Source organism: Kitasatospora sp. P5_F3 (genome assembly GCF_054049135.1).
Genome location: NZ_JBFUMY010000032.1, coordinates 113,629 through 138,404, shown reverse-complemented (window position 1 = coordinate 138,404; position 24,776 = coordinate 113,629). Strand labels below are relative to the sequence as shown.

Here is a 24,776-nt window from a genome sequence, read left to right as displayed (position 1 = left end):
CGGGTCAGGGTGTGCCAGGTCAGGGCACGATCCGCCCGGTGACCTCGCCGAACGAGATCAGCGTGCCGTCCGGGCCCGGGGCGGTGGCCGTGATGGTGACGGTGTCACCGTCCTCCAGGAAGGTGCGGGTGGTGCCGTCCGGGAGTTTGACCGGGTTCTCGCCGCCCCAGGTCAGCTCGATCAGCGCGCCCCGGGTCTCCACCTCCGGGCCGCTGACGGTGCCGGAGGCGTACAGGTCGCCGGGGCGCACCGAGGCGCCGTTGGCGGTCAGGTGGGCGAGCTGCTGGGCGGCCGTCCAGTACATCGAGGCGAACGGCGGCCGGGAGATCACGTGGCCGTTCAGCCGGACCGTCAGGGCGAGGTCCAGGCCCCACGGTTCGCCGTCCTGGTCGTCCAGGTAGGGCAGCAGCTCGACGTCGCGCGGCGGCGGGCTGACCCGGGCGTGCTCCAGCGCGTCCAGCGGGACCACCCAGGGCGACAGCGAGGTGGCGAAGGACTTGCCGAGGAACGGGCCGAGCGGCACGTACTCCCAGGCCTGGATGTCGCGGGCGGACCAGTCGTTGAGCAGGCAGACGCCGAAGACGTGCTCGCGGAAGTCGGCCAGTGCGACCGGCTTGCCGAGCTCGCTGCCGGCGCCGACCACGAAGGCCACCTCGGCCTCGATGTCGAGGCGTCGGCACGGGCCGAAGGAGGGCAGTGGCTCGCTCGGTGCCTTCCGCTGGCCGTGCGGGCGGACGATCTCGGTGCCGGAGGTGACGATCGTGCCGGACCGGCCGTGGTAACCGATCGGCAGGTGCTTCCAGTTGGGGGAGAGCGGTTCGGTGCCGGGGCGGAAGAGCTTGCCCAGGTTGGTGGCGTGGTGCTCGGAGGCGAAGAAGTCGACGTAGTCGGCCACCTCGAACGGCAGGTGCAGGGCGACCTCGCCGACCGGGTACAGGTGCGGGGAGACCGCGGCCCGGTGGGTGTCGTCGCTCAGCCAGCCGGTGAGGGCGGCCCGCACCGAGGTCCAGGTCGGACGGCCCGCCGCGAGCAGCGGGTTGAGGGTGTCGGCGTCCAGCAGGACGGAGGGTTCGCCGACCGCGCGGGCGGCGGCGCCCGCGTCCAGCACGAAGTCGCCGACGGCCACGCCGATCCGGCGCCGGTCCGGCTGGTCGGCGGTGCTGAAGACGCCGTACGGCAGGTTGTGCAGGCCGAACGGGGAGTCCTGCGCGGACTCGAGCCAGCTGGCGGTCAACGGTTCTCCTGGGTCAGTAGGCCGAGTTCGGCCAGGTCGGCGAGCGGCTCCGCGATGCTGCAGGTGCCGAAGGCGGTGAAGGATGCGCGGGCGGCCGCCACCTGGTGGTCGGTCAACTCCCGTGCGGCGGCGGCCAGTACGGCACCGGAGCGCTCGGCCAGCGCCTCGGCGGCCCGGTCGGGATCGGCGGCGGCGAGCAGCACGTTGAGGAAGCCGTGGTGCTCGAAGCCGGTCACCTGGTCGGTGTGCCGAACGGCGTTGTGCAGACCCGCCGTGCACTTGTACGGCACGCCGAGTTCCGCGCAGGCGGTCAGCGCGGCGGCCAGCTCGGCCACCGTCGGGAAGGCGTCTGCGGTCAGCCCGCCGGTGCGGAACTTGGCCCGGTGCGGTGTCCCGGCCAGCAGGTCGAGCTGCTTGAACAGCCCTTCACCGTAAGGGAGTTCAAGGGAACCTGGCACTCCGGCGGGCAGTCGGGGCACGACCGTGGCGGCCACCTCGACACCCACCACGTCCAGCCCGGGCACCGGGACGTACTCGCCGCCCGGCGCCAGCACCAGGGCGACCGGGAACTCCGGCCGCAGCGCGGCCAGTTCACCGGCCCGCCCGGCCCCGCAGAGGAACGGGCCGACCGCGTCGGCGTACCAGGCCGAGCGGTGCCCCAGGTGCGCGGGCACCGCCTCGGCCAGCGGCAGGTCGCCGGGCGGGAAGACCGCGGCGTCGTCGAACAGCCCCCGGAACAGTGGCGGTACGGTCATCGCCGACCGCCCGACCAGGTCCAGGCGTAGTTGTCGTCCTCGCTCGCGGCGGCGCCCTCGCCCAGCTCCAGCGGGCGGAAGGTGTCCACCATGACGGCGAGCTCGTCGAAGAACTCGGCGCCGATCGAGCGCTCGTACGCGCCCGGCTGCGGGCCGTGGGTGTGGCCGCCGGGGTGCAGTGAGATCGAGCCCTGGGCGATGCCGGAGCCCTTCCGGGCCTCGTAGTTGCCGCCGCAGTAGAACATCACCTCGTCGCTGTCCACGTTCGAGTGGTAGTACGGCACCGGGATCGAGAGCGGGTGGTAGTCCACCTTGCGCGGCACGAAGTTGCAGATCACGAAGTTGTTGCCCTCGAAGATCTGGTGGGCCGGCGGCGGCTGGTGGATCCGGCCGGTGAGCGGCTCGAAGTCGGCGATGTTCAGCGCGTACGGGTAGAGGCACCCGTCCCAGCCGACCACGTCGAACGGGTGGTGCGGCACCGTGTATCTGGTGCCGGCCACGCCGTTCGGGCCCCGGTGCTTGACCAGCACGTCCACGTCACCCTGCTCGACCAGCAGCGGGCCGACCGGCCCGCGCATGTCCCGCTCGCAGTACGGCGCGTGCTCCAGCAGCTGGCCGAACCGGGAGAGGTAGCGCTTGGGCGGGGTGATGTGGCTGTTCGCCTCGATGCAGTACGCGCGCAGCGGCGCGTCCGGGCCCGGGACCCAACGGTGCGTGGTGGCCCGGGGGATGATCACGTAGTCACCCTCGCCGACCGCCAGCGAGCCGAACACCGTCTCGAGGACGGCGCTGCCGGACTCGATGTAGACGCACTCGTCGCCGAGCCCGTTGCGGTACAGCTCGCTCGGCGCCCCGGCCACCACGTAGGACAGCCGGACGTCACCGTTGCCGAGCAGCAGCCGCCGCCCGGCGACCACGTCGGTGTCCTTCCACTCCTCGCCCTGGAACAGCTCGTGCAGCTTCAGGTGACGGGGGATCAGCGGATGGTTGGGGGTGGTGCGCTGATCGGGGAGCTCCCACGGCACGGCGGCCGTGATCGCCGACGGGATGCCCCGGTGGTAGAGCAGCGAGGAGTCCGAGGTGAAGCCCTCCTCGCCCATCAACTCCTCGTAGTACAGCCCGCCTTCGGGCGTGCGGTGCTGGGTGTGCCGCTTGGGCGGGATGCTGCCCAGCTGCCGGTAGTGCGCCATTGTCCTGATCCTCCCGAGCCGGTCTCAGAGGTTGCCGCGCTTGTCCTGCTCACGCTCCAGGGACTCGAACAGGGCCTTGAAGTTGCCCTTTCCGAAGCCCAGCGAACCATGCCGCTCGATGAACTCGAAGAACACCGTCGGCCGGTCGCCCTGCGGCTTGGTGAAGATCTGCAGCAGGTAGCCGTCCTCATCACGATCGACCAGGATGCCGCGCTTCTTGAGCTCCTCGACCGGAACCCTGACCTTGCCGATCCGCTCGCGCAGCAGCGGGTCGTCGTAGTACGAGTCCGGGGTGTTCAGGAACTCCACGCCGTTGGAGCGCAGGATGTCCACCGTGGTCAGGATGTCGTTGGTGGCCAGCGCCAGGTGCTGGCAGCCGGGGCCGCCGTAGAACTCCAGGTACTCGTCGATCTGCGACTTCTTCTTGGCGATGGCGGGCTCGTTCAGCGGGAACTTCACCCGGTGGTTGCCGCTGGCGACCACCTTGCTCATCAGCGCCGAGTACTCGGTGGCGATGTCGTCGCCGACGAACTCGGCCATGTTCTCGAAGCCCATGACCCGGTTGTAGAAGCCGACCCACTCGTCCATCTTGCCGAGCTCGACGTTGCCCACCGCGTGGTCCAGGGCCTGGAACAGGCGCTTGGGGTGGCCCTCCGGGCGCTGCACCCGGGTCTGCGCGGTGACGAAGCCGGGCAGGTAGGGGCCGTGGTAGCGGGAGCGGTCGACCAGGGTGTGCCGGGTCTCGCCGTAGGTGGCGATCGCCGCGCGGCGGACGGTGCCGTGCTCGTCGGTGACGTCGTTCGGCTCCTCCAGCACGGTGGCGCCGGTGGCCCGGGCGTGCGCGATGCACTTGTCCACGTCCGGCACCTCGAGCGCGAGGTCGACCACGCCGTCGCCGTGGCGGCGGTGGTGGTCCAGCAGCGGGCTGTCCGGGGAGACCCCGCCCTTGATCACGAAGCGGCAGGAGCCGGAGCGCAGCACGAAGGCCTTGCGGTCCCGGCGGCCGGTCTCGGGGCCGGAGTAGGCGACCAGCTCCATGCCGAAAACGGCCTGGTAGAACTGGGCCGCCTGGGTGGCGTTGCCCACCACGAAGACGATCGCGTCCTGGGCGATGACCGGGAACGGGTCACCGGCGGCGTCGTGCTCGACCAAGCCCACCAGGCGGCGCAGCTGCTCCGCGTCGAGGCCTGCCTCGAGCTCCTCGGGGGTCAGTTCAACGGCGTTGGCGGTCATGGGTTCCTCCACGTTGAGGCTTGCAGTGCGCTGAGCTTGCTCCCGCCCGGGTGATTGGGCAACAGATGGATGATCAGCTGCTCAATGTGTACAAGCTGAGCAGCACCGGGCCGCCTGGGGTGGTCAGATTGTCCAATGGCGATGCTGGCTCTTGTGTCGCGTCCGGTCAGCCGAGTAGGGCGTCCAGCACCTCCGCGTCCGTGGTCTGGTCGAAGTCCGCGTAGAACGCGCCGATGGCCATGAACGCCCTGGGCTCGTGCACGCAGACCAGCCGGTCGGCCTCGCCGCGCAGCGCGTCCCGCCAGTCGGCCGGGGCGACCGGGACGGCCAGCACCACCCGGGCGGCGCCCCGTTGCCGGACGATCCGGCAGGCGGCCTTGGCGGTGGAGCCGGTGGCGATCCCGTCGTCCACCACCACCACGGTCCGCCCACGCAGCTCGACCGGCGGGCGGCCGCCCCGGTAGCGCTCGGCCCGGCGGGCCAGCTCGGCCTGCTCGGAGCGCTCCACCGCGGCGAGCTGAGCGTTCGTCACATGGGCCGCCTGGCGGACGTACTCGTTCAGCACCCGGGCCCCGCCCTCGCCGATCGCGCCCATGCCCAGCTCCGGCTGGCGCGGCACCCCGAGCTTGCGCACCACGCAGATGTCCAGCGGGGCCCCGAGCGCCCTGGCCACCTCGGCGGCCACCGGTACGCCGCCGCGCGGCAGGCCCACCACCACCGCGTCGGGGATCGTGCCGAGCCGGGCGGCCAGCTGCCGCCCCGCGTCCTTCCGGTCGGTGAAGTACATCGCACTGCCTCCGCATCCCACCGTACGTCCCGGGCAGTCAGTCGGGACCGGGTGCGGGCGGTGCCCCCGTGTGTCCGGGACCTCGGGATCGCGAAGGTGGAGCTCCGAACCCAGAACGACAGAGGAGGCCACCGTGGCAGGCAGGACCAACACCCCCGCTCACGGCCTGTTCACCACCGGCGAGCCGGTCAACGCCTGGACGGTCAGCACCGCCCTTCCGGTCACCTACCAGGTCGGCTTCACCCCGCAGCTGCTGCACCCGGGCAACCCGGCACTCGCCACCGCCGGCGCCACCCCCGGGCGGCGTCTGGTGGTGGTGGAGGAGACCGTGCACGCGCTCTACGGCGAACGGATCCTGGCCTACTTCGAGGCCCGCGACCTGGAGGTCGAGCTCTGCGTGCTGGCGGCGCACGAGGAGGTCAAGACGATGGAGTCGGTGTTCCGGGTCGCCGACCGGATGGACCGCTTCGGGGTCTCCCGGCGGGCCGAGCCGGTGATCGCGATGGGCGGCGGCGTCCTGATGGACGTGGTCGGCCTGGCCTGCAGTCTCTACCGCCGCTCGACCCCGTTCGTCCGGGTGCCCACCACGCTGATCGGGCTGGTGGACGCGGGCGTCGGCGCGAAGACCGGGGTCAACTTCGGCCGGCACAAGAACCGGCTGGGCACCTACCACCCGGCGGTGGCCACGCTGCTGGACCCGGCCTTCCTGGCCACCCTGGACCAGCGGCACCTGAGCAACGGCCTGGCCGAGATCCTCAAGGTCGCCCTGATCAAGGACCGGCGGCTGTTCGAGCTGCTGGACCGGGCCGGCGAGGCGCTGATCGACCAGCGCTTCCAGGGCCCGGCCCCCGGCGGCGAGGTGCTGGTCCGGGCGGTGCACGGGATGCTCCAGGAGCTCCAACCCAACCTCTGGGAGCACCGGTTGGAGCGCTCGATGGACTACGGCCACTCGTTCAGCCCGACCGTGGAGATGCGGGCGCTGCCCGAACTGCTGCACGGCGAGGCGGTCTGCCTCGACATGGCGCTGACCACGGTGCTCGCCCAGCGGAGGGGACTGGTCGAGGCCGCCGAGCGGGACCGGATCCTCGGTCTGATGCGCCGGCTCCGACTCCCGGTCCGGCACCCGCTGCTGGAGCCGGAGACGCTGGCCGAGGCGCTCACCGACACGATCCGGCACCGGGACGGCCGGCAGCGCTTCCCGCTGCCGGTCGGGATCGGCGACGGCTGCTTCGCCGACGACCTGACCGCCGCCGAGATCGGCCGGGCGGCCACCGAACTGGAGGAACTGGCATGCGTGGCACCGTGATTGTCGCCGACACCCGCGGCCCCGCCGAGGTGCACGGCGTGCACGGCGCCGCGGGCCTGACCCGGTGGGCCTGCCTGGCCCGCAGGCCGGGACTGCTCGGCGGCTGGGAGGCGGTCGAGTGGGCCAGCCTCCCGCCCGGCGGTGTCAGCGGGGAGCACCTGCACACCCGCACCGAGGAGGCCTACGTGCTCCTCACCGGCCGAGGGGAGATCATCCTCGACGGCCGGCCCCAACCCGTCGAGGCCGGTGATGTCGTGCTCACCGGCCTCGGCACCACCCACGGTCTCCGCAACGCGGGTACCGAGGCGCTGGACTGGCTGGTGATCGAAATGCCCGTACTGCCGCTTTCCCGGCCCCCGATCCTGCGGCACGCCGTGGTGACCAACCTGCGCCGGGTCGGCCCGATCGACCCCGGCGCGGTGCTCACCGGGCCGCTGCGGCACCTCGAACTGGTCCGGCTGCGCGCTGGCCAGCGGGTCGAGCTGGCCGCCGACGCGACCGAGCACACCGTCTTCGTGACGGCCGGCCGCGGCCGGGCCGCCGCCGCGGACGTCCGGGTGCCGCTGGAGCCCGGCCGGTCCGTCACCCTCCCGCTCGGCAGCTCGGCGGCCTTCACCGCCGGGGGCGACGGGCTGGAGTACGTCCACGCGGTGCTCACCGTGCCGCCCTCCGTACGTCCTGGAGAGCTCCGATGATCGTCACCGACACGGCCCACGCGGCCGTGCACCTCGGCCCCGGCACCCAGCGGGTCCGCACCCGCTGCCTGGCCCGCCGGGGCATGCTGCACAGCGAGACCGAGGCCGTCGACCACGTCCGGCTCAGCCCCGGCGCCTGCTACGACCTGGCGGGCCGGGCGGGCACCGAGGCGGCCTGGTACGTGCTGCGCGGGCCGGTCGCGCTGCTGGACTGCCCCGAGCAGCCGCAGCACCTGCTGGCCGAGGGCGACCTGCTGCTCGCCCCCGAGGGCGGCCGGGTGCACCTGCACGGCGGCCCGCTCGGCGCGGAGCTGCTCTGCCTGACCGTGCTCCCGGACGCGGTCAGCCGCGAACTCCCGGACCGCAGGCCCGAGATCGGGACACCACGCCCTGTCGCCCGGGACAACGGGCGGGACACCGTCGAAGCATCAGGTCCGAACAAGGAGCGTCCGAGATGACCAGCACCGCGATCACCGCCCTCCGCCGGGGCCGCGCCGTGGACCCCGGCCGGGTGCTCACCGGTCCGCTGCGCGGGGTCGGCCTCAGCTGGCTCGACCCGCAGCAGAGCATCGAACTGACCGCCGACGGTGTCGAGCACACGCTCTACGTCACCGCCGGAGCCGGCCGGGCGAGCACCGAGGAGACCGACGTGCCGCTGGCCGAAGGCACCGCCGTCACGCTGCCGCTGGGCGGCGAACTCGTCCTCACCGCCGGGCAGTCGGGCCTGGAGTACTTCCACGCCGTCCTGGCCGTACCGGGAGAAGGCCCCCGATGATCGTCACCACCGCCTCCGCCGCCGCCATGACCGTGGTCGGCCCCGGCAGCGAGCGCACCCGGGTGAGCTGCCTGGCCCGCCGCGACCTGGTCACCGCCGACTGCGAGTCCTTCGAACACCTCCGGCTCAGCCCCGGCGGCACCCACCACCGCGCGGGCCGCCCGGAGACCGAGGCCGCCTGGTACGTGCTGCGCGGCCCGGTGGTCGCCGAGCAGCGGCCGGCACTGGCCCAGCACCTGGCCGACGCCGGTGACCTGCTGCTGATCCCGGCGGGCCAGGACCTGGACCTGGGGGCCGGCCCGCTCGGCGCCGAGCTGCTCTGCCTGACCCTCGGCGCCGCACCCGCCCCGCGCAGGCGGCCGCTGCCGCGCCGCCGCACCCGACCCTGACCCTGACCCGCTGGGAGTCCGTCATGAGCGCCATCCCCGGTGCCCTCGCCGTGCACCACGTCGCGTACACCGTGCCCGATCTGGACCAAGCGGTCGCCTTCTTCACCGAGGTGATCGGCGCCGAACTGCTCTACCGGACCGGTCCCGTGCACGATCCGGACGGGGACTGGATGACCCGTCAGCTCGGCGTCCACCACCGGGCCGCCGCGTACGTGGCGATGCTCCGGCTGGGCCCGGTGACCAATCTGGAGCTGTTCGAGTACAGCTCGCCGGACCAGCGCCGCGAGCTGCCCAGGAACAGCGACTGGGGCGGTCACCACCTGGCCATCGCGGTCACCGACGTGGACGCCGCCGCCGCGTACCTGCGGGAGCAGCCCGGCGTGCAGGTGCTCGGCCGGCCGGAGACGGTTGCCGACGGCGGCCCGATCGACGGCGACCGCTGGGTCTACTTCCGGACGCCGTGGGGCCTGCAGCTGGAGCTGATCGACCTGCCGCCCGGGCTGCCGTACGAGCGGCAGACCGAGGCCCGGCTCTACCGGCCGACGCAGAACTGGAGTTGAGCGAGATGCCGAACGCCACCGCCGCCGTGGTCCGGGGCCCGGGACAGCCGTTCACCCTGGAGCCGGTCCGGCTGGACGACCCGCGTCCCGACGAGGTGCTGGTGCGGATCGCCGCCGCCGGGATCTGCCACACCGACCTGAGCGTCCGGGCCGGGCACACCACGGGCCCGCTGCCCGCCGTGCTCGGCCACGAGGGGGTCGGGACGGTGGAGGCGGTCGGCAGTGCGGTTACCCGGCTGACGGTCGGTCAGACCGTGCTGCTCACCTTCGCCTCCTGCGGGGCCTGCGCCGCCTGCCGGGACGGGCAGCCGGTCCGGTGCGCGCACTGGCCCCGGCTCAACCTGTTCGGCGGCAGCCGGCTGGACGGCAGCGCCACGCTCGGCGGCGCCGACGGTTCGCCGCTGCACGGGCACTTCTTCGGCCAGTCCTCGTTCGCCACCCTGGCGTTGGCCACCGAGCGCAACGCGGTACCGGTGCCGGACGGGGTGCCACCGGAGCTGCTGGCACCGTTCGGCTGCGGCGTGCAGACCGGGGCGGGGGCGGTGCTGAACGTGCTGCGGCCCGGACCGGGCGACACGGTGGCGGTGTTCGGCGCCGGGGCGGTCGGGCTCTCGGCCCTGCTGGCCGCCCTGCTCACCCCGGCCGCCCGGCTGGTCGCGGTGGACGTCAGGCCCGACCGGCTGACGCTGGCGCACGAGCTGGGCGCCACCGACGTGGTGGACGCCACGGCCGAGGACCCGGTCGAGGCGATCATGGAACTGACCAAGGGCCGGGGCGCCGAGCACACCCTGGAGACCAGCGGGCAGCTCGGCGCCCTCGGCGCGGCGGTCCACGCGCTCGCGGTCGGCGGCACCTGCGCGGTGGTCGGGGCGCCGCCGACGGGCAGTCAACTCGCCCTGGACGTACCGGCGCTGCTGGACCGGGTGCCGAGGATCGTCGGCGTCAACCAGGGCGCGAGCCGGCCCGGGCGATTCCTGCCCGCGCTGGTGGACCTGCACCTGGCGGGCCGGCTGCCGGTCGACCGGCTGGTGCGGACCTTCCCGTTCGCCGCTGTGGAGCGGGCCGCGACGGCCGCGACGGCGGGTGAGGTGGTGAAGCCGGTCCTGGTGATGCCCTGACGGGCCGACAGGTGACACTCCGTCATATATCGCTCACTGGTAGTGTCGGCCGAGTGGACGAGCTGCAGCAGGACACCGGTTCGGTGCGGGTACTGATCGTGGACGACCATCCGCTCTTCCGGGAGGGTCTGAAGGCCGCCCTGCAGAGCGCCGACGGCATCGAGGTGGTCGGCGAGGCGGAGACCGTCGCGGCCGTCCCGGGCGCGGTGGCCGACTGCCTGCCGGACGTGGTGGTACTGGACCTCTCGCTGCCCGACGGCTCCGGCCTGGAGGCGGCCCGCAGGCTGGCCGAGCGGACCCCGGCCGTACCCGTCCTGATGCTCACCATGGCCGACGACGACGGCAGCCTGCTGGCCGCCCTGCAGGCCGGAGCACGCGGCTACCTGGTCAAGGGCGCCGGGCGGGACGAGGTGCTGCACGCGGTGCGCACCGTGGCGGCCGGCGGCGCCGTCTTCGGCTCCGAGATCGCGGTCCGGATCACCGCCCTGCTGGCCGGCACCAAGCTGCGCGAGGCGGGCCAGCTGTTCCCCTCGCTCACCGCCCGGGAGGCGGAGGTGCTCAACCTGGTGGCCCGGGGACTGGACAACCGCCGGATCGCCCGCGAGCTGGTGGTGGCCGAGAAGACCGTCCGCAACCACGTCACCCACATCTTCGAGAAGCTGCACGTCGCCACCCGGGCCGAGGCGGTGGCCCGGGCAAGAGACATGGGCCTGGGCGCTGACTGAGGATCAAGTTGGGACCGTGGCCCCGTGCGGTCGGGACAGCGGGCCGACCAGCATGGGCCGCCCACAGTCAGCCAGGGTCGAGGGAGTGCCTGTATGAGCGAGAACGAGATCACCAGCGCCAGTACGGCCCGGGCGCTCGCGGCCGCGGCCTTCGCCCTGCTCTGCGCCCTCGGCTGGTCGGTGCTCGCACTGACCCACCGCGACGCCGAGGGGATCAGCGAGTACTACCTCTTCGACGGCACCCTGGTCGCGCTCGGCCTGACCTTCGCGCTCTCCGGCCTGTTCCTGGTGATCAACCGGAACGGCCGGGGCCTGGGAGTGCTGCTGCTGGTCGCCGGTGGGCTGCAGTGCCTGCAGATGTTCCTGGGGCTCGCCGCCGAGCTGGCGGGAGCGGGGCCCGCCGTGATGAACGCCGTTCTGGCGGTGGTGATCGCCGCCGCGATCGCCAACGCCTTCATGATGCTGGCCTTCCCGCTCTGGCTCCCGGACGCCCGGCTGCCCGGCGGGTTCTGGCGGATCGTCACCGGGCTGGTCGCGGCGTGGTGCGTGGTGGTCGGCGTGCTCAACGCGGGCCTGCACACGGGGTTCTACACCCGGGCGAACCCGCTGGAGGGCACCGCGCTGCTCGACTGGCTGGAGGAGCACGTCGAGCCGTACTCCTACGACGTCTTCACCGTCGGCGTGGCCCTCACCCTGACCGTCGCCGCCGTCCGCTGGTGGCGCTCGCCGGGACCGCACCCGCACCTGCGGGAGGTGGCCGTGGCCTACCTGCTCTGGGTCACGCTGATCACCGTCCCGCACTATCTCGGCGACTACCCCGACTGGGTCCCGTACGCGGTGGTCTTCATCGGCGAGGCGGTCTGGCTGCTGGTGCCCGTCCTCGGCTTCCGCCGGGACCGCTCGCTCTCGCTGGACCGGGCCACCCGGCGCTATCTGGCCGCGTACGCCTTCTGCACGCTGCTGTTCATCGTCGTTCTGCTGCTCGCCTATCTGCTGGGCAGTCTGCTCCCCGMCGCCGGGCCCGGCGTCCGCTGGTGGCTGCTGCCGGCGGCGGCCCTGCTCGGCGCGCTGCTGCGCCCCGCCGCCCGGTTCGTGGTGCGCGCCGTGGACCGGTACTACTACGGCGAGCGGGCCCACCCGTACCAGGTGGTGCGCAAGCTGGCCGAGCGGATGAGCCAGGCCGTCGGCCCCGCCGAGGCGCCGTCGCTGCTCTGTCAGACCGTGGTGATCGCGCTCGGTCTGCCCGCCGCGTGTGTGCGGGTCCGCACCCGCAGCGGGCCGCGCGAACTGGCCGGGCTCGGTGACGCCGAGCTACCCGCCGAGAGCTTCCCGCTCAGCTACGAGGGCGCGGTGATCGGCGAGCTGTCCGTGCCGCCGCGCTCCGGGCAGCGCGAGCTGGACCGGCAGGACCGCGAGGTGCTCCAACTGCTCGCCGACCAGGCCTCGCCCGCGATCGCCTCCCTCCGGCTGTACGAGGACCTGCAGGCCAGCCGGAAGCGGATCGTGCTGGCTCGGGAGGAGGAGCGGCGGCGGCTCCGGCACGACCTGCACGACGGGCTCGGGCCCGCGCTCTCCGGCCTCCGCCTGCAGATCGACGCGGCCCGGACCGGCATCGCACCCGAGTCGGAGGCCGCGGTCTCGCTCGGCACCGCCTCCGCCGGGATCGGCCAGGCGATCACCGAACTGCGCCGGATCACCGACGGGCTGGCTCCGGCCGCCCTCGGCAGCGAAGGTCTCGCGGGGGCGCTGCGGCGGCTGGCCGACGGCCTCGGCCACCACACCCTCCGGGTCACCCTCGACCTCGACCCCGACCCGCTGCCCACCCTCCCCGCCGCCGTCGAGGTCGCCATCTACCGGATCAGTGGCGAGGCCCTCAACAACGTGGTCCGCCACTCCGGCGCCGCCGCCGCCCGGCTCACCCTCCGGGTCCGCCCCGACGAGGTCACCGTCGAGGCCACCGACGACGGCGCGGGCTTCCCCGCCCACGCCGGCGGTGCGGGCGTCGGCCTGCGCTCGATGGCCGAACGCGCCGAGGAGCTGGGCGGCACCTTCACCGCCGCCAACGACTCCGACGGCGCGGTCGTCCGGGCCGTCTTCCCCCGGGTTCCTGCGTAGCGGTCCGCCGGTCCCGGCCCAGGTGGGGACCAGGAGCTCATGTGGGTGGGACCGGGGCGGGGGGACAGTGGTGGAAAGCCCGCCGAGTGGAAGCGAGAGACCTGATGGCAGCGAACCTCGACCCCAGGCAGTCCGGCAAGGGCGGCAGCCCCTGCGGAGGACCGGGACAGCCGCCGTGCCCGAAGAAGAACGACGACGAACCCGACGGCGGGAATCCCTGGCCGGGCGGCGTGCTGTGCTGTGCGGGTCAGTGTTCGTGGTGCATGCCGCCGTGGCCCATGCCCGGGTCGAGGGCCATCACGGCAGCCGGCGAGACGGTGAAGGGGCGCATCATGCCGTCGTCCTCGTGGTCGAGGATGTGGCAGTGGTACATGAACTTGCCGGTGGCCCCGGTGAACTGGCCTGCCACCCGGACGAGTTCGCGCGGTGCGACGGTGACGGTGTCCTTCCAGCCCTGCTCGGCGGGGTCGATCGGGTTCTGGGCGCCCCAGCTGACCGGCTTGCCGATCGGGGTGCCGCCGCTCACCGGGTCGAAGCCGGTGACATCGACGGTGGCCCGGGTGAGGATCTGGAACTGGATCAGGTGGATGTGCACCGGGTGCAGCGCCAGCTGCGCCAGGTTGATGATGGTCCACTGCTCCCAGGCGTCCTCGTCGATCCGCCAGTTGAGGCGGTCGTTGAAGTCGGCGGAGATCCGCCGGTAGGTGTGCACGGCCTGGCCGGCCGCCTGGACCTGGACGATCCCGTCCTGGACGGTGCCGACGGGCGGCAGCTCCGCCGCCGGGACCTCTTCCATCTCCCAGAAGTGGAACATCCTGCCGCTGTCCTGAGTGATCATCAGGACCCGGTGGCCGTGGTGCGGGATGTCGTCGTGGGCCAGCCGTCGGAAGCTCGGCGAGAGCACGGCGGGCAGTGCGAACGGCTCGGGATCGGCACCGGCCGAGACCCGGAGCTCCATCACCTCGGGGTCGGGCAGCCGGTTGGCCGGGTCGGCGATGCCGACCGCGTCGTGCTCGCCGATCGGGGTGCCCTCGGCAGGCGCCGGGGCGGAGTTGACCAGCCGCAGGGTGCGGCCGGCCAGCGCGGTGAAGTCGATCAGCAGGTCGGCCCGTTCGGCCGGGGCCAGACTGAGGCCGCGCCCCGGCAGCGGGATCGGGGTGCCGAACAGACCGGCGTCACTGCCGATCTGCCAGGCCACCCCGTTCACCCGCTGCCCGTCCGGGTCGACCAGGTGCAGCCGGTACGGACGGGAGTTGGACGCGTTCAGCACCCGGAACCGGTACCAGCGCGGCTTCACCGCGTGGTACGGCCAGATCACGCCGTTCACCAGGGTGTACCGCCCGCAGTACGGCAGCGGGCCGACCGTCTTGTGCAGCAGCTGCCCGGTCGGCGCACCGTCCGGGCCGGTGGCCAGATTCCGGTCGCAGAGCACCAGCGGGACCTCGAACTCCCCGGCGGGCAGGTGCAGTCGGTCCTCCTCCTCGTCCCGGATCAGGTACGTCCCGACCAGCCCGGCGAGCACGTTGAGCCGGGTGACGCCCATCGCGTGGTCGTGGTACCAGAGCGGCATCGCGGCCTGGTCGTTCGGGTACTCGGAGAGCTGGGAGTGGCCGGTGTGGACCGCGTTGTCGGTCCAGCCGTCGTTGCCGCCATTGGTGACCGCGCCGTGCAGGTGCACCACCAGCCAGGGCGGCAGGGCGGGGCCCCTGGGGTCGATCAGGGCGGGGTCGATGCCCGGCACGTTCTCGGCCGGGGGCATCGTGATGTCGGGCAGATGGCCGATCTGGGCGGGGTACGGGGTGCTGATCCGGTTCTGCCAGTCGATCCGCAGCCGCTGCCCGCGCCGGACCTCGATGGTCGGGCCGGGGAAGCTGCCCTCGTACGTCCACATCGGGGTGGGGGGCAGCTGGGAGTGCAGCTGTACGTCGGCCGACAGTTGACGGATGGTCAACTCGGCCTCGGGGCGGAGCACCTGGGGGATGCGCAGCGGGTCGGCGAACTTGGTGAGGTCGGTGTTTTCGGGCACGGTGGCCTCCGGGGGTCGGTTCGGCTCCAGGGTGGGCCGTCCGTTGTCCCGATTTCATGAGGCAGTGGTCCCGGTATGTCCCGGGTGAGGCCGACTCCGGGGACCGGTCCGGGGGTTGGACCCCTTGACGGGATCTCGGTATTCACCCAATCATCATGGTCGCGTCAATACTCACCCGCCGCCCGGACACCGGGACCGGCAGCTTAAGCATGTTCCGTTCTGCCCCACCAGAATCTGGAGCCTCCCTTGTCTCAGCGTGCCTCGCGGCGATCCCGCGTGCTCCGCTCCGCCGTCGCCACCGGTGCCGCCGCCACCCTGGCCGCCGGCTTCCTCGCCACCACCGCCTCCGCCCAGGTGACCCAGGCCCGCCCGGCCGCCGTCACGGTGCAGGCGGTTCCGGACATCCCGGTCGCCAACGTGAAGGCGCACCTGGCCCAGTTCCAGTCGATAGCCAACGCCAACGGCGGCACCCGGGCGCACGGCCGCACCGGCTACAAGGCCTCGATCGACTACGTGAAGGCCAAGCTGGACGGTGCCGGGTTCACCACCACCCTGCAGACCTTCACCACCAGCGGCGCCACCGGCTACAACCTGATCGCGGACTGGCCGGGCGGCGACGCCAGCCACGTCGTCATGGTGGGCGCGCACCTGGACTCGGTGACGGCGGGCCCCGGCATCAACGACAACGGCTCAGGCTCGGCGGGCATCCTGGAGACCGCGCTGGCCGTCTCCCGGGCCGGGCTGCAGCCGACGAAGCACCTGCGGTTCGGCTGGTGGGGGGCGGAGGAGCTGGGCATGATCGGCTCCAAGTACTACGTCACCAACCTGCCCACCGCCGAGCGGGCGAAGATCGACGCGTACATGAACTTCGACATGATCGGCTCGCCGAACCCGGGCTACTTCGTCTACGACGACGACCCCAAGCTCGAGGGCGTGCTGAAGACCTACTTCTCCGGCGTCGGCGTCCCGACCGAGATCGAGACCAACGGTGACGGCCGCTCCGACCACGCCCCGTTCAAGAACGTCGGCATCAAGGTCGGCGGCCTGTACAGCGGCGGCGACGAGATCAAGACGGCCGCCCAGGCCACCAAGTGGGGCGGCACCGCAGGCCAGGACTTCGACGCCTGCTACCACGCCTCCTGCGACACCAGCGCGAACATCAACGACGTGGCGCTGGACCGGGGTGCCGACTCCATCGCGTACGCGGTCTGGACCCTGGGCACCGAGGCCCCGCCGCTGCCCGGCACGGTCTTCGAGAACACCGCCGACGTGCAGATCCCGGACAACGGCGCGGCGGTCACCTCCTCGGTCACCGTCAGCGGCGTCACCGGCAACGCGCCGGCCGCGCTCCAGGTCGGCGTGGACATCAAGCACACCTGGCGCGGTGACCTGGTGGTCGACCTGGTCGCCCCGGACGGCAGCACCTACCGGCTGAAGAGCTCCAGCTCCAACGACTCGGCCGACGACGTGGTGACCACCTACACGGTGAACGCCTCCAGCGAGGTCGCCAACGGCGTCTGGAAGCTCAAGGTGCAGCCGGCGGGGCCGGGCCCCGGCGGCCCCGGGGCCCGGCACCGTCATGCTCAGGGCCGCATCTCGTACGCGCCGGAGAGCGCCTCGACCCGGGCCCACAGCTTCGCGGTGCGCTCGGCGTCCGCCACCGGGCGGCGGACCTGGGAGAGCGCCCAGGCGGCCTGCGGCTCGCTGGTTGAGGTCTTGCCGTGCAGCTCGGTGGCGTGCGCGGAGAAGTCCCGGACCAGGAAGTCGAAGATGCCGTCCAGCAGATCGGGCTCGGTGCCGGTCAACTCGGCCTGCTCCAGCACCAGGTGGCCGTAGACCACGAGAGCGAAGAGCTGGCCGATCTCCAGCAGGAAGTCCAGGTCCTGCTGCTGCTCGGCGGTCGGCGCGTGCTCCAGCAGCAGCGCGCAGAGGCCGTCGGCCTGCTCGCGGAACCGGGCCACGTTCGGCAGGTGGGCGTGCGCGTCGTACGCGGTCCGCCAGTCGTGGAAGCGGATCGCGCCCAGGCCCCGGGCCGGGCCCTGCTGGAACAGGAACGCGTCGTCGGCCGGGTCGAGGCGGGTCGGCACCGGTGCGTAATCCGCCGGGGCGAACAGGTAGTTGGCCATGAACTTGAGGATCAGGGCCAGGTTGACGTGCACCGTGCCCTCCAGCTTCGGCAGGCCCCGGATGTCCTTGGCGGCCTTGTCGAAGTAGGTGTCCGCCTCGAAGCCCTTGGCCGCGATGACGTCCCACATCAGGTCGATGACCTTCTCGCCCTCGGTGGTGACCTTCATCTTGGTCATCGGGTTGAAGAGCAGGTAGCGGCGGTCCTCCGGGGAGGCGCTGCGGAAGTAGTCCACCGCCCGGTCGCTGAACAGCTTCATCGCGTTGAGCCGCAGGTAGGCATCGGTCAACTCCCGCCGCACGTGCGGGAAGTCGGTCACCTTGCGGCCGTACAGCACCCGGTTGTGGGCGTGCGTGACGGCCTCGTACATCGCGTGCTCGCAGATGCCGACGGATGCCGTGCAGAGGTTGAACTTGCCGACGTTCACGGTGTTCAGCGCGGCGTCGAAGGCGGCCTTGCCGGTGTGCAGCACGTCCTCGGCCCGGACGGGGTACTCCTCCAGCCGGAACTCGCTGACGTACATCTGGGCGTTCACCACGTTCTTGACCAGGTGGTACGCCTCGTGGCGGCTGTCCACCGCGAAGAAGACGTAGCCCTCCGGGCCCTCGACGTCCGAGCGGCGGCCGAAGACCGAGACCAGGCCGGCCACGTTGCCGTTGCCGATGTAGTACTTCGGGCCGGTGGCCGTGAAGCCGCCGTCGGCGGTCGGGGTGAGGATCATGTCGGTGGAGTAGATGTCGGCGCCGTGGCTGCGCTCGGACAGCCCGAAGGCCATCACGTGACCCTCCGTCAGCAGCTTGGCAGCACGCGCCCGGACGGCCTCGTTCTCGCTCTGCCAGACCGGGCCCAGGCCCAGGATGGTGACCTGCCAGGTGTACCAGTAGCCGAGGCCGTAGAAGCCCAGGATCTCGTTCAGCTCGGCGATCCGCGCGGTGTCCCAGCGCTTGTCGGCGTCGGCGGAGGACGGCGTCAGGAACTCCGCGAACAGCCCCTCCTTGGCGGCGAACTCGAGGAAGTCCCCGTACCAGGCGCGGTCGATGTAACTGTCGATCAGCGCCTGCTTGCCGCGCGACTCGAACCAGTCCACGGTGGCGCGCAGCAGCCGGCGGGTGGTGTCGTCGAACTGCTTCGGGTCATAGGTGCTCGGGTTGAAGAGCATGTGAAGTCCTGTGGGGTGAGGGTCAATTGGCGAGGCGGTGCAGGGTGGCGAGTACGTCGTCGAGCCAGGCGATGGTCATCCGCTCGTACTCGATGCCGCCGCGCAGCACCACGTGCTGGAGCTGCTGCTGCGGGTCGAGCTCGGTGCCGGGCGGGAAGTCGCGTTGCTCGCCGGTGCGGTAGCGCTCCAGCAGGGCGGCGTGGCTCTCCCGGTGGCGGGTCACCTCGGAGATCAGGGCGGCGGGGTCGTCGAAGGCGGCGGCCCGGATCTTGACGGCCAGTTCGTGCCGGACGGTCTCCGGCTCGACCGGTTCGCGCAGCCAGTCGGAGAGCACGGAGCGCCCGTCCCGGGCCACCGCGTACACCTTCTTGTCCGGCCGGCCGTCCTGGGCGACCTCCTGGGCGGCGATCCAGCCGTCCGCCTCCATCCGCCGCAGCACCCGGTAGATCTGCTGGTGGGTGGCGGTCCAGAACCGTCCGATCGAACGGTCGAACCGTCGCGCCAGCTCGTACCCGGAGCCGGGCTGCTCCAGCAGTGAGACGAGGATCGCGTGCTCCAGTGCCATGGTCGCCATCCTCCTATGCAACGAGTTTCATAGGCAACGGCGCCTCGCCGGGTTGAGACGCGAATCACCCCTCGACGGTGCCTCCGGTGTCGCCGTCGACCAGCAGCAGCCGGTCGTGCCGCCCGTCGCCCTCGACCAGCAGCACCTGGTCCCCGGTCGGCACCGGGCGGATGACGGTCGGCCGGGGGCGGCGCCAGAGCACGGTGCCGTGCCGCAGGGCGATCAGGTGATCGTCGAGCAGGGTGCCGCGTCGGAACGCGGACTCCTGGGCCCTGCGCGCGACCCCGGTCCGGGCGTACACGTGGTTGCGTCCGGCGGTGAAGCCGTCGAGGAACTCCATGCCGCGGTCGTGCCCCGGTACGGACTCCGGCCAGCGGAACGGCTTCAGCAGCTGCCGGCCGCCGGAGCCGATCGGCGCGGCGAGCAGGCGGTGGCCGCCGTCGATCGCGTAGAGCCAGCCGTCCACCGGTGCGATCGGGACGCTCGCCAAGGACAGCGGGTACCGCACCGAGTGAAAGGTGTGCGACGGCTCCTTGGCCGGGGTGCCAGGCCGGAAGCTGTGCACGGCGCCCGCCCGGGACGGGGCGGCCACCCAGACGGTGCGGCCGCCGTCGATGATCAGCGGCTTGTACTGCTGGTCCTTGTGGCTGATCGAGAAGTCGCCGACCGTGGCGCCGTCGGCGACGGCGACCGAGAGCAGCCGGGCCTCGGTCCAGCTCCAGACGAAGACCAGCGGCGGCCCGGTCCGGGCGCCGTTGTTCGGCACGCAGAGAATGCCGCTGGGCCCGCTCCGGCGCCACAGCTCGGCCCCGCTGCGGGCGTCGAAGGCCGCGACGGCGTAGCCCTGAGCGTCCTTCACCGAGGCGATCACCCGGCCGGCCACCAGCTGCATGGTCCCGACCGACTCGAAGGCGTGCTCCCAGAGCCGGCTGCCGGTGGTGAGGTCGAAGCCGGTGAGCCGGATCGGCCGACCGCCCACCCGGCCGTGCCAGACCACCAGCGTCTCCCGGTCGGCGCGGTACTCGGCCAGCTCGCCCGGGTCGAACTTCCAGAGCAGCGAGCCGGATTCGGCCTCCAGCACGCTCAGAGCGGCCGGCCTGGGGCTGAACCGGTCGGTCCGCGCGGTCGGCACCACCAGGTGGCCGCCGGTCGCGGTCAGCCCGGCCTCCCAGAAGTCCTGCTCACCGATGACCCGGTGCGGGCTCTGCCAGACAACCGTGCCGTCGGCCCGGTCGCAGGCCACCGGCCGCCCGTCCACCAGGACGAACACCCGATTCCCCCGGACCACCGGCCGGGACAACGTGTCGGGCGGCGCGGTGAGCGTCCAGAGACCGCCCTCCCGCCGCACCCGCACCGGTACGGCATCCGCGAACACGGCTCCCCCTTCGGCCGGACGACGCTCGTCCGGAGCAGAATACGGGGGTGACCGACGAGGACAGGCTACTTCGGTGGCGGATGCACAGTCAGTTTCCCTCCGGGACAACCAAGGTGGCCGAAATCGCCGCCCGGGCCCCCGGCATCCAGGCGCAGGACGCCGGGGCGGCCCGGCTCGGGCTGCGGGCCCGCGGGCTGGCCGAGGCGGCGGCGGTGCAGCGGGCGTACCGGGCGGGCGAGGTGGTGAGCAGCTGGCTCATGCGCGGCACGCTCCACCTGGTCCCGACGGGTGAACTCCGGCCGCTGCTGGCCCTGTTCGGTGAGCGCAACGTGGCGGCAGGGGCCCGCAGGCGGCGGGAGCTGGGGCTGACCGAGGCGGTGCTGGCCAGGGCGCTGGCGGTGCTGCCCGAGGTGCTGACCGAGCCGCTGTCCCGGGCCGAGCTGGTGGCGCGGCTGAACGAGCGCGGGGTCGGGGTGGAGCCGGCCGGGCAGGCTCCGGCGCACCTGACGGCGTACGCGGCCGGGCTCGGGGTGCTCTGCCGGGGTGCCGAGCTGGCGCCGCGCGAGCCCGGGTACCAGCTGCTGCCGCCGGGCGAGGAGGCCGACCAGGCCGAGGTGGCGGCGGAGCTGGCCGCCCGGTACGTGGCGGCGTTCGGCCCGGCGGGCCCGGCGGACTTCGCGGCCTGGTCGGGGCTGCCCCTGACGGTCGGCCGCCGGGCCTTCGCCGGATTGCCCGAGGTCGGGGACGGGCTGTTCGCGGCCGGCGGGCCGCCGGGGGACGGGGCGCCGCTGGTGCGGCTGCTCGGCGGGTTCGACAACTACCTGCTCGGCTACCGCGACCGGGGCCTGATGCTGGATCAGCGGTACGCGAAGCGGATCAACGCGGGCGGCGGGATGGTCCGGCCCGCGCTGGTGGTGGACGGCCGGGTGCTCGGCAGCTGGCGGCGGGACGGCGGCCGGGTGGTGGTCGAACCGTTCGAGGAGGTGCCCGAGGAGCTGTGGGCGGCGGAGGCGGCCGCGGTGGAGTCGTTCTGGGGTGGAGCTGGGTAGGGTCAAATTCGGACAAACTGTTATTTCTGCCGCAGACTGGGTAGTGAGCATGCGCGTGCCAAGTGCTGACTGAGGAGGTGGTCCTGGTGTCAACCCAGCTTCCGATGAGCATGGAGACCCATCCGGACATCGTGGCGATGCGTGATCACTACGAGCGGGTGGTGTCGACTCCCCGGGCGCAGGCAGTCGAGGCGCTGGCCATGCTCGCGGGTCTGTTCCTGGCGATCTCAGCCTGGGTGGTCGGGTTCTCCGGCACCTCCGGGCTGACGGTCAGCAACCTGATCCTCGGGTTGGCCTTTGCGGTACTGATGGCGGGCTACGGTTCGGCGTACGAGCGCACCCACGCGCGCGCCTGGGCCGCCACGCTGATCGGTGCGTGGACGATCCTCGCGCCCTGGGTGGTCTCCGGTCCGGACGCGGTCAGTCGGACCATCCTCACCAATGTGATCACCGGTGGACTGATGGTCCCCCCCCCCCCCCCCCCCCCCACCGGTGCGTCCGGCTCCCAGGCGCCTCAGGGCTTGGTCATCCGCAGGACGTCCAGGGCCTCGTTCAGCTGCGCCTCGGTCAGCTTCCCGGCCCCGACGTACCCGCGCTCCTGGACCACCTGACGGATCGTCTTGCGCTCGGCGACCGCCTGCTTGGCCACCTTGGCGGCCTCCTCGTAGCCGATGAACCGGTTCAACGGGGTGACCACGGAGGGGGAGGACTCGGCGAACTCGCGGGCCCGTTCGACATTGGCGGTCAGGCCGTCCACCGTCCGGTCGGCCAGCAGCCGGGCGCTGTTGGCGAGCAGCCGGACCGACTCCAGCACATTGCGGGCGATCACCGGCAGCATCACGTTCAGCTCGAAGTTGCCGCTCGCCCCGGCCACCGTGACGGTCGTGTCGTTGCCGATCACCTGGGCGGCCACCATCAGCACCACCTCGGGCAGCACCGGATTGACCTTGCCGGGCATGATCGAGGAACCGGGCTGCAGATCCGGCAGGTTGAGCTCACCCAGGCCGGTGCGCGGTCCTGAGCCCATCCAGCGCAGATCGTTCGCGATCTTGGTGAAGCCGACCGCGACGGTGCGCAGCTGGCCGCTCAGCTCGACCAGGCCGTCCCTGGCTCCCTGCGCCTCGAAGTGGTCCCGGGCCTCGGTCAGCGGCAGCCCGGTGGTCCTGGCGACCTCGGCGATCACGGCGGCCGAGAAGCCGGGCGGGGTGTTGATCCCGGTGCCCACGGCCGTGCCGCCGAGCGGCAGTTCGGCCACCCGGGGCAGCGTGGCGCGCAGCCGCTCGATCCCGTACCGGACCTGGGCCGCGTAGCCGCCGAACTCCTGGCCGAGGGTGACCGGGGTGGCGTCCATCAGGTGCGTCCGCCCCGACTTCACGACCGCGGCGAACTCGGCCGCCTTCCGCTCCAGCGCCGTCGCCAGGTGCTCAAGGGCGGGGATCAGCTCGCCCGTCACGGCGGCGGTGGCCGCGATGTGGATCGAGGACGGGAAGACGTCGTTGGAGGACTGGCTCGCGTTCACCTGGTCGTTCGGGTGCACCGGCCGGCCCAGCCGCTCGGCCGCCAGGGTGGCGATCACCTCGTTGGCGTTCATGTTGGACGAGGTGCCCGACCCGGTCTGGAACACGTCCACCGGGAACTGGTCGTCCCACCGCCCCTCGGCCACCTCCTCGGCGGCCGCCACGATCGCCCCCGCCGTCTCGGCGTCCAGCACACCCAGCTCGGCGTTCACCCGGGCCGCCGCCGCCTTGATCCGGGCCAGCGCCGCGATGTGCGCCCGCTCCAGCCGCTGGCCTGACACCGGGAAGTTCTGCACCGCCCGCTGGGTCTGCGCCTGCCACTTGGCGGACACGGGCACCCGCACCTCGCCCATCGAGTCGTGCTCGATCCGGTACTCCTGCATGACCTTGCACCTCCTGCCTCTGCCAGCCGCGCGGACGCCTCAGGTATTTCCGGAGCTACTGGCCGAGCAGAGTGGCGAAGTCGTAGCCCACGTCCGCGAGGGTCAGCACGCTGCCCAGGTCGCTGATGGCGCCCACGGGGATGCTGTGCCCGTCGGCGGACGGGACGGCCTGGGCGGGAACGGCGGCGGCCACCACGAGCAGGGCGGCGGTGGCGGCGATTCGGAGCACGGTACGCATGTCCGGCCCAACACCCGGGGCGCGTCCGGGGTTACGGCTCTGGACGCAGCGTCACACGTGCTGCCCAGCTCAGCCGAACAGCACCTCGCGGTCCGGGCCCAGGTGCGTGCGCAGCGCGGCCAGCGCGCGCATGCTCTGCGACTTCACCACGGCGATGCTCACCCCGAGGATCTCGGCGGTCTGCTCCACGCTCTGGTCGTCCCAGTAGCGCAGCAGCACGATCGCCCGGTCGCGCTTGGGCAGCAGCGCCAGCGCGTTCAGCAGGGTGAGCCGGTCGGCCGTCGGGTCGCTCGGGTCCGGACGGTCCGGCAGCTGGTCCACCGTCAGCTCGGTGCTGCTGCGCAGCCGCTTGTGGTCGAGCAGGGTGTTCAGCAGCACCTTGCGGGCGTAGCTGAACGGGTCGGCGCCCTGGCGGGTGAGCCGGTTCCAGACCACGTACATCTTGGTGAGGGTGCCCTGGGTCAGATCCTGGGCGAGGTGCCAGTCCCGGCACATCAGATAGGCGGTCTGCCGCAGGCGGGTGACGTTGGCCTCGGCGAAGGCTATGAACTCGGCTTCGGTGCGGGCGGTCGGTGGTGTTACTGCGCTTCCGGCAGTGCCGGGTACTTCGCGTTGGCAGCCGCGACGAAGGCGGACGGCATGGAGGTGCCGATCAGCGGGCTGCTGGCCAGCGCGACGGCCTGCTCCTGCGTCAGGGCCGGGACCGCGAGCTCGGTCGACTTGCCCAGGCAGCTGGAGATGTCGATCGAGACGGCCAGGTTCTGCGGGCGGTGTACCGCGACCCGGGTGGCCTGGATGCAGTTGCCCGAGTTGGTCTCGACCTCGACCACGTCACCCGCGGGCGAGGTGGAGCAGGTGGTGGAGGTGTCGCCATGGGTGCCGGCGAAGCAGAGGCGCTGCTGCTCGGGATCGGTCTGGTAGACCGAGACGCCGATCCGGCCGATGCCGGCCGGTGTGTGCACAAAGGCGAAGACCGAGGGGTAGCCGCGGTTGTCGACGATCGGGACCGTCGCCTGATTGGCCCGGAAGTTGTCGGCGGTCAGCCCGGCCGGCAGTGACTTCACCACGGCGTCGAGCAGGCTCGCCGCCGTGGTCGCGACCAGGGGGTCGGCCTGCGCCGTCGGGGTCGCCGAGGCGGAGCTCGACGCCGATGCGACGACCGCAGCCGGCCCGGCGGCGGGCCCGATGGCCGGGCCCGCCACGGTCGACTGCGCCGTCCCGGTGCCCAGCGACCCGACCAGCACTGCCAGTGCGGCCACGGCGGTCACCGACCCGAAGGCCGCACCGGCGGCGCGCAGGCGCCGCTTCCGACGACCGCCCCTGGCGGCCAGGCCGACCAGGTCACCCAGCGGCGGGGTGGTGAGGGCGGCCAGTTCGGTGTCGAGCGTGTGGTGGAACTCGTTGGGTCGGAACCCGTCTTCTTCGTTCATTTCGGTTGCTGTCCCTTGTTGGTGCCA

22 protein-coding genes and 3 pseudogenes are annotated in these 24,776 nt (G+C 72.4%); 12 read left to right on the top strand and 13 right to left on the bottom strand.

What is annotated here, in order from left to right; genetic code table 11:
* Positions 1-19 precede the first annotated feature (19 nt).
* From fahA to ACXJMZ_RS20820, 5 genes and pseudogenes are all read right to left on the bottom strand, one after another.
* Positions 20-1,234 carry a fumarylacetoacetase gene (gene fahA / locus ACXJMZ_RS20840; RefSeq protein WP_457031564.1) on the bottom strand — a complete coding sequence of 405 codons (1,215 nt, stop codon included), beginning with the start codon at positions 1,232-1,234 and terminating at the stop codon, positions 20-22.
* The gene (locus tag ACXJMZ_RS20835; RefSeq protein ID WP_457031563.1) at positions 1,231-1,989 is read right to left on the bottom strand and encodes a hypothetical protein; all 759 of its coding nucleotides are present in this window, start codon (positions 1,987-1,989) and stop codon (positions 1,231-1,233) included. The genes fahA and ACXJMZ_RS20835 overlap by 4 nt, the downstream gene beginning before the upstream one ends.
* Complete coding sequence (locus ACXJMZ_RS20830) at positions 1,986-3,179, bottom strand: homogentisate 1,2-dioxygenase (protein ID WP_057239447.1); 1,194 nt, start codon at positions 3,177-3,179, stop codon at positions 1,986-1,988. Before ACXJMZ_RS20830 ends, ACXJMZ_RS20835 begins: the two co-directional genes overlap by 4 nt.
* A gap of 24 nt (positions 3,180-3,203) precedes the next feature.
* The gene (hppD, locus tag ACXJMZ_RS20825; RefSeq protein ID WP_369824411.1) at positions 3,204-4,340 is read right to left on the bottom strand and encodes a 4-hydroxyphenylpyruvate dioxygenase; all 1,137 of its coding nucleotides are present in this window, start codon (positions 4,338-4,340) and stop codon (positions 3,204-3,206) included.
* A 247-nt stretch (positions 4,341-4,587) separates the two neighbouring features.
* Positions 4,588-5,199, bottom strand: a pseudogene (locus ACXJMZ_RS20820) (phosphoribosyltransferase); the annotation flags it as partial.
* A 133-nt stretch (positions 5,200-5,332) separates the two neighbouring features.
* Here ACXJMZ_RS20820 and ACXJMZ_RS20815 point away from each other — a divergent pair.
* The 9 genes from ACXJMZ_RS20815 to ACXJMZ_RS20775 all read left to right on the top strand — a co-directional run bounded on the left by ACXJMZ_RS20815 (position 5,333) and on the right by ACXJMZ_RS20775 (position 12,882).
* Complete coding sequence (locus ACXJMZ_RS20815) at positions 5,333-6,505, top strand: sedoheptulose 7-phosphate cyclase (protein ID WP_457031562.1); 1,173 nt, start codon at positions 5,333-5,335, stop codon at positions 6,503-6,505.
* Positions 6,490-7,200: a cupin domain-containing protein gene (locus ACXJMZ_RS20810; RefSeq protein ID WP_457031561.1), complete on the top strand. Its 711-nt coding sequence runs from the start codon at positions 6,490-6,492 to the stop codon at positions 7,198-7,200. The genes ACXJMZ_RS20815 and ACXJMZ_RS20810 overlap by 16 nt, the downstream gene beginning before the upstream one ends.
* The gene (locus tag ACXJMZ_RS20805; protein ID WP_457031560.1) at positions 7,197-7,658 is read left to right on the top strand and encodes a hypothetical protein; all 462 of its coding nucleotides are present in this window, start codon (positions 7,197-7,199) and stop codon (positions 7,656-7,658) included. Before ACXJMZ_RS20810 ends, ACXJMZ_RS20805 begins: the two co-directional genes overlap by 4 nt.
* Entirely contained in the window at positions 7,655-7,975 is a 321-nt protein-coding gene (locus tag ACXJMZ_RS20800; protein ID WP_457031559.1) for a hypothetical protein, read from the top strand. Before ACXJMZ_RS20805 ends, ACXJMZ_RS20800 begins: the two co-directional genes overlap by 4 nt.
* Positions 7,972-8,364 (top strand): hypothetical protein, encoded by a 393-nt coding sequence (locus ACXJMZ_RS20795; protein WP_457031558.1) that lies wholly within the window; start codon positions 7,972-7,974, stop codon positions 8,362-8,364. The genes ACXJMZ_RS20800 and ACXJMZ_RS20795 overlap by 4 nt, the downstream gene beginning before the upstream one ends.
* Before the next feature lie 23 nt (positions 8,365-8,387).
* Positions 8,388-8,924, top strand: a complete 537-nt coding sequence (locus ACXJMZ_RS20790) for a VOC family protein (protein WP_457031557.1) — start codon at positions 8,388-8,390, stop codon at positions 8,922-8,924.
* A gap of 5 nt (positions 8,925-8,929) precedes the next feature.
* Positions 8,930-10,042, top strand: coding sequence for an NAD(P)-dependent alcohol dehydrogenase (locus ACXJMZ_RS20785; RefSeq protein ID WP_457031556.1), 1,113 nt, complete (start codon positions 8,930-8,932; stop codon positions 10,040-10,042).
* Between the two features lie 53 nt (positions 10,043-10,095).
* The gene (locus ACXJMZ_RS20780; RefSeq protein ID WP_457031555.1) at positions 10,096-10,767 is read left to right on the top strand and encodes a response regulator; all 672 of its coding nucleotides are present in this window, start codon (positions 10,096-10,098) and stop codon (positions 10,765-10,767) included.
* A gap of 93 nt (positions 10,768-10,860) precedes the next feature.
* Positions 10,861-12,882 carry a histidine kinase gene (locus tag ACXJMZ_RS20775; RefSeq protein ID WP_457031554.1) on the top strand — a complete coding sequence of 674 codons (2,022 nt, stop codon included), beginning with the start codon at positions 10,861-10,863 and terminating at the stop codon, positions 12,880-12,882.
* Between the two features lie 247 nt (positions 12,883-13,129).
* On the opposite strand, the gene ACXJMZ_RS20770 is transcribed toward ACXJMZ_RS20775, so the two are convergent.
* A complete protein-coding gene (locus tag ACXJMZ_RS20770; protein ID WP_457031553.1) occupies positions 13,130-14,908 on the bottom strand; it encodes a multicopper oxidase family protein in 1,779 nt (592 codons plus the stop codon).
* A 276-nt stretch (positions 14,909-15,184) separates the two neighbouring features.
* Between ACXJMZ_RS20770 and ACXJMZ_RS20765 the strand changes: the two are divergent.
* A pseudogene (locus tag ACXJMZ_RS20765) lies at positions 15,185-16,444 on the top strand (M20/M25/M40 family metallo-hydrolase); the annotation flags it as partial.
* Positions 16,445-16,491: 47 nt separating this feature from the next.
* On the opposite strand, the gene ACXJMZ_RS20760 reads toward ACXJMZ_RS20765, so the two are convergent.
* The 3 genes from ACXJMZ_RS20760 to ACXJMZ_RS20750 form a co-directional block, all read right to left on the bottom strand.
* Positions 16,492-18,192 carry an acyl-CoA dehydrogenase family protein gene (locus ACXJMZ_RS20760; RefSeq protein WP_457031552.1) on the bottom strand — a complete coding sequence of 567 codons (1,701 nt, stop codon included), beginning with the start codon at positions 18,190-18,192 and terminating at the stop codon, positions 16,492-16,494.
* Positions 18,193-18,214: 22 nt separating this feature from the next.
* The gene (locus tag ACXJMZ_RS20755; protein WP_457031551.1) at positions 18,215-18,757 is read right to left on the bottom strand and encodes a PadR family transcriptional regulator; all 543 of its coding nucleotides are present in this window, start codon (positions 18,755-18,757) and stop codon (positions 18,215-18,217) included.
* Between the two features lie 64 nt (positions 18,758-18,821).
* Positions 18,822-20,132 carry an outer membrane protein assembly factor BamB family protein gene (locus ACXJMZ_RS20750; RefSeq protein ID WP_457031550.1) on the bottom strand — a complete coding sequence of 437 codons (1,311 nt, stop codon included), beginning with the start codon at positions 20,130-20,132 and terminating at the stop codon, positions 18,822-18,824.
* 113 nt (positions 20,133-20,245) lie between these two features.
* Between ACXJMZ_RS20750 and ACXJMZ_RS20745 the strand changes: the two genes are divergently transcribed.
* Both ACXJMZ_RS20745 and ACXJMZ_RS20740 read left to right on the top strand, forming a co-directional pair.
* Entirely contained in the window at positions 20,246-21,181 is a 936-nt protein-coding gene (locus ACXJMZ_RS20745; protein ID WP_457031549.1) for a winged helix DNA-binding domain-containing protein, read from the top strand.
* An 86-nt stretch (positions 21,182-21,267) separates the two neighbouring features.
* Positions 21,268-21,792 carry an SPW repeat protein gene (locus tag ACXJMZ_RS20740; protein ID WP_457031548.1) on the top strand — a complete coding sequence of 175 codons (525 nt, stop codon included), beginning with the start codon at positions 21,268-21,270 and terminating at the stop codon, positions 21,790-21,792.
* Here the strand turns inward: ACXJMZ_RS20740 and ACXJMZ_RS20735 are convergent.
* The 4 genes and pseudogenes from ACXJMZ_RS20735 to ACXJMZ_RS20720 all read right to left on the bottom strand — a co-directional run bounded on the left by ACXJMZ_RS20735 (position 21,696) and on the right by ACXJMZ_RS20720 (position 24,749).
* Positions 21,696-23,081 carry a class II fumarate hydratase gene (locus tag ACXJMZ_RS20735; RefSeq protein ID WP_457031547.1) on the bottom strand — a complete coding sequence of 462 codons (1,386 nt, stop codon included), beginning with the start codon at positions 23,079-23,081 and terminating at the stop codon, positions 21,696-21,698. The two genes, ACXJMZ_RS20740 and ACXJMZ_RS20735, sit on opposite strands and share 97 nt — an antisense overlap.
* A gap of 55 nt (positions 23,082-23,136) precedes the next feature.
* The gene (locus ACXJMZ_RS20730; protein ID WP_457031546.1) at positions 23,137-23,319 is read right to left on the bottom strand and encodes a hypothetical protein; all 183 of its coding nucleotides are present in this window, start codon (positions 23,317-23,319) and stop codon (positions 23,137-23,139) included.
* A 69-nt stretch (positions 23,320-23,388) separates the two neighbouring features.
* A pseudogene (locus ACXJMZ_RS20725) lies at positions 23,389-23,871 on the bottom strand (SigE family RNA polymerase sigma factor); the annotation flags it as partial.
* 26 nt (positions 23,872-23,897) lie between these two features.
* Complete coding sequence (locus ACXJMZ_RS20720; protein WP_457031545.1) at positions 23,898-24,749, bottom strand: hypothetical protein; 852 nt, start codon at positions 24,747-24,749, stop codon at positions 23,898-23,900.
* Positions 24,750-24,776 lie beyond the last annotated feature (27 nt).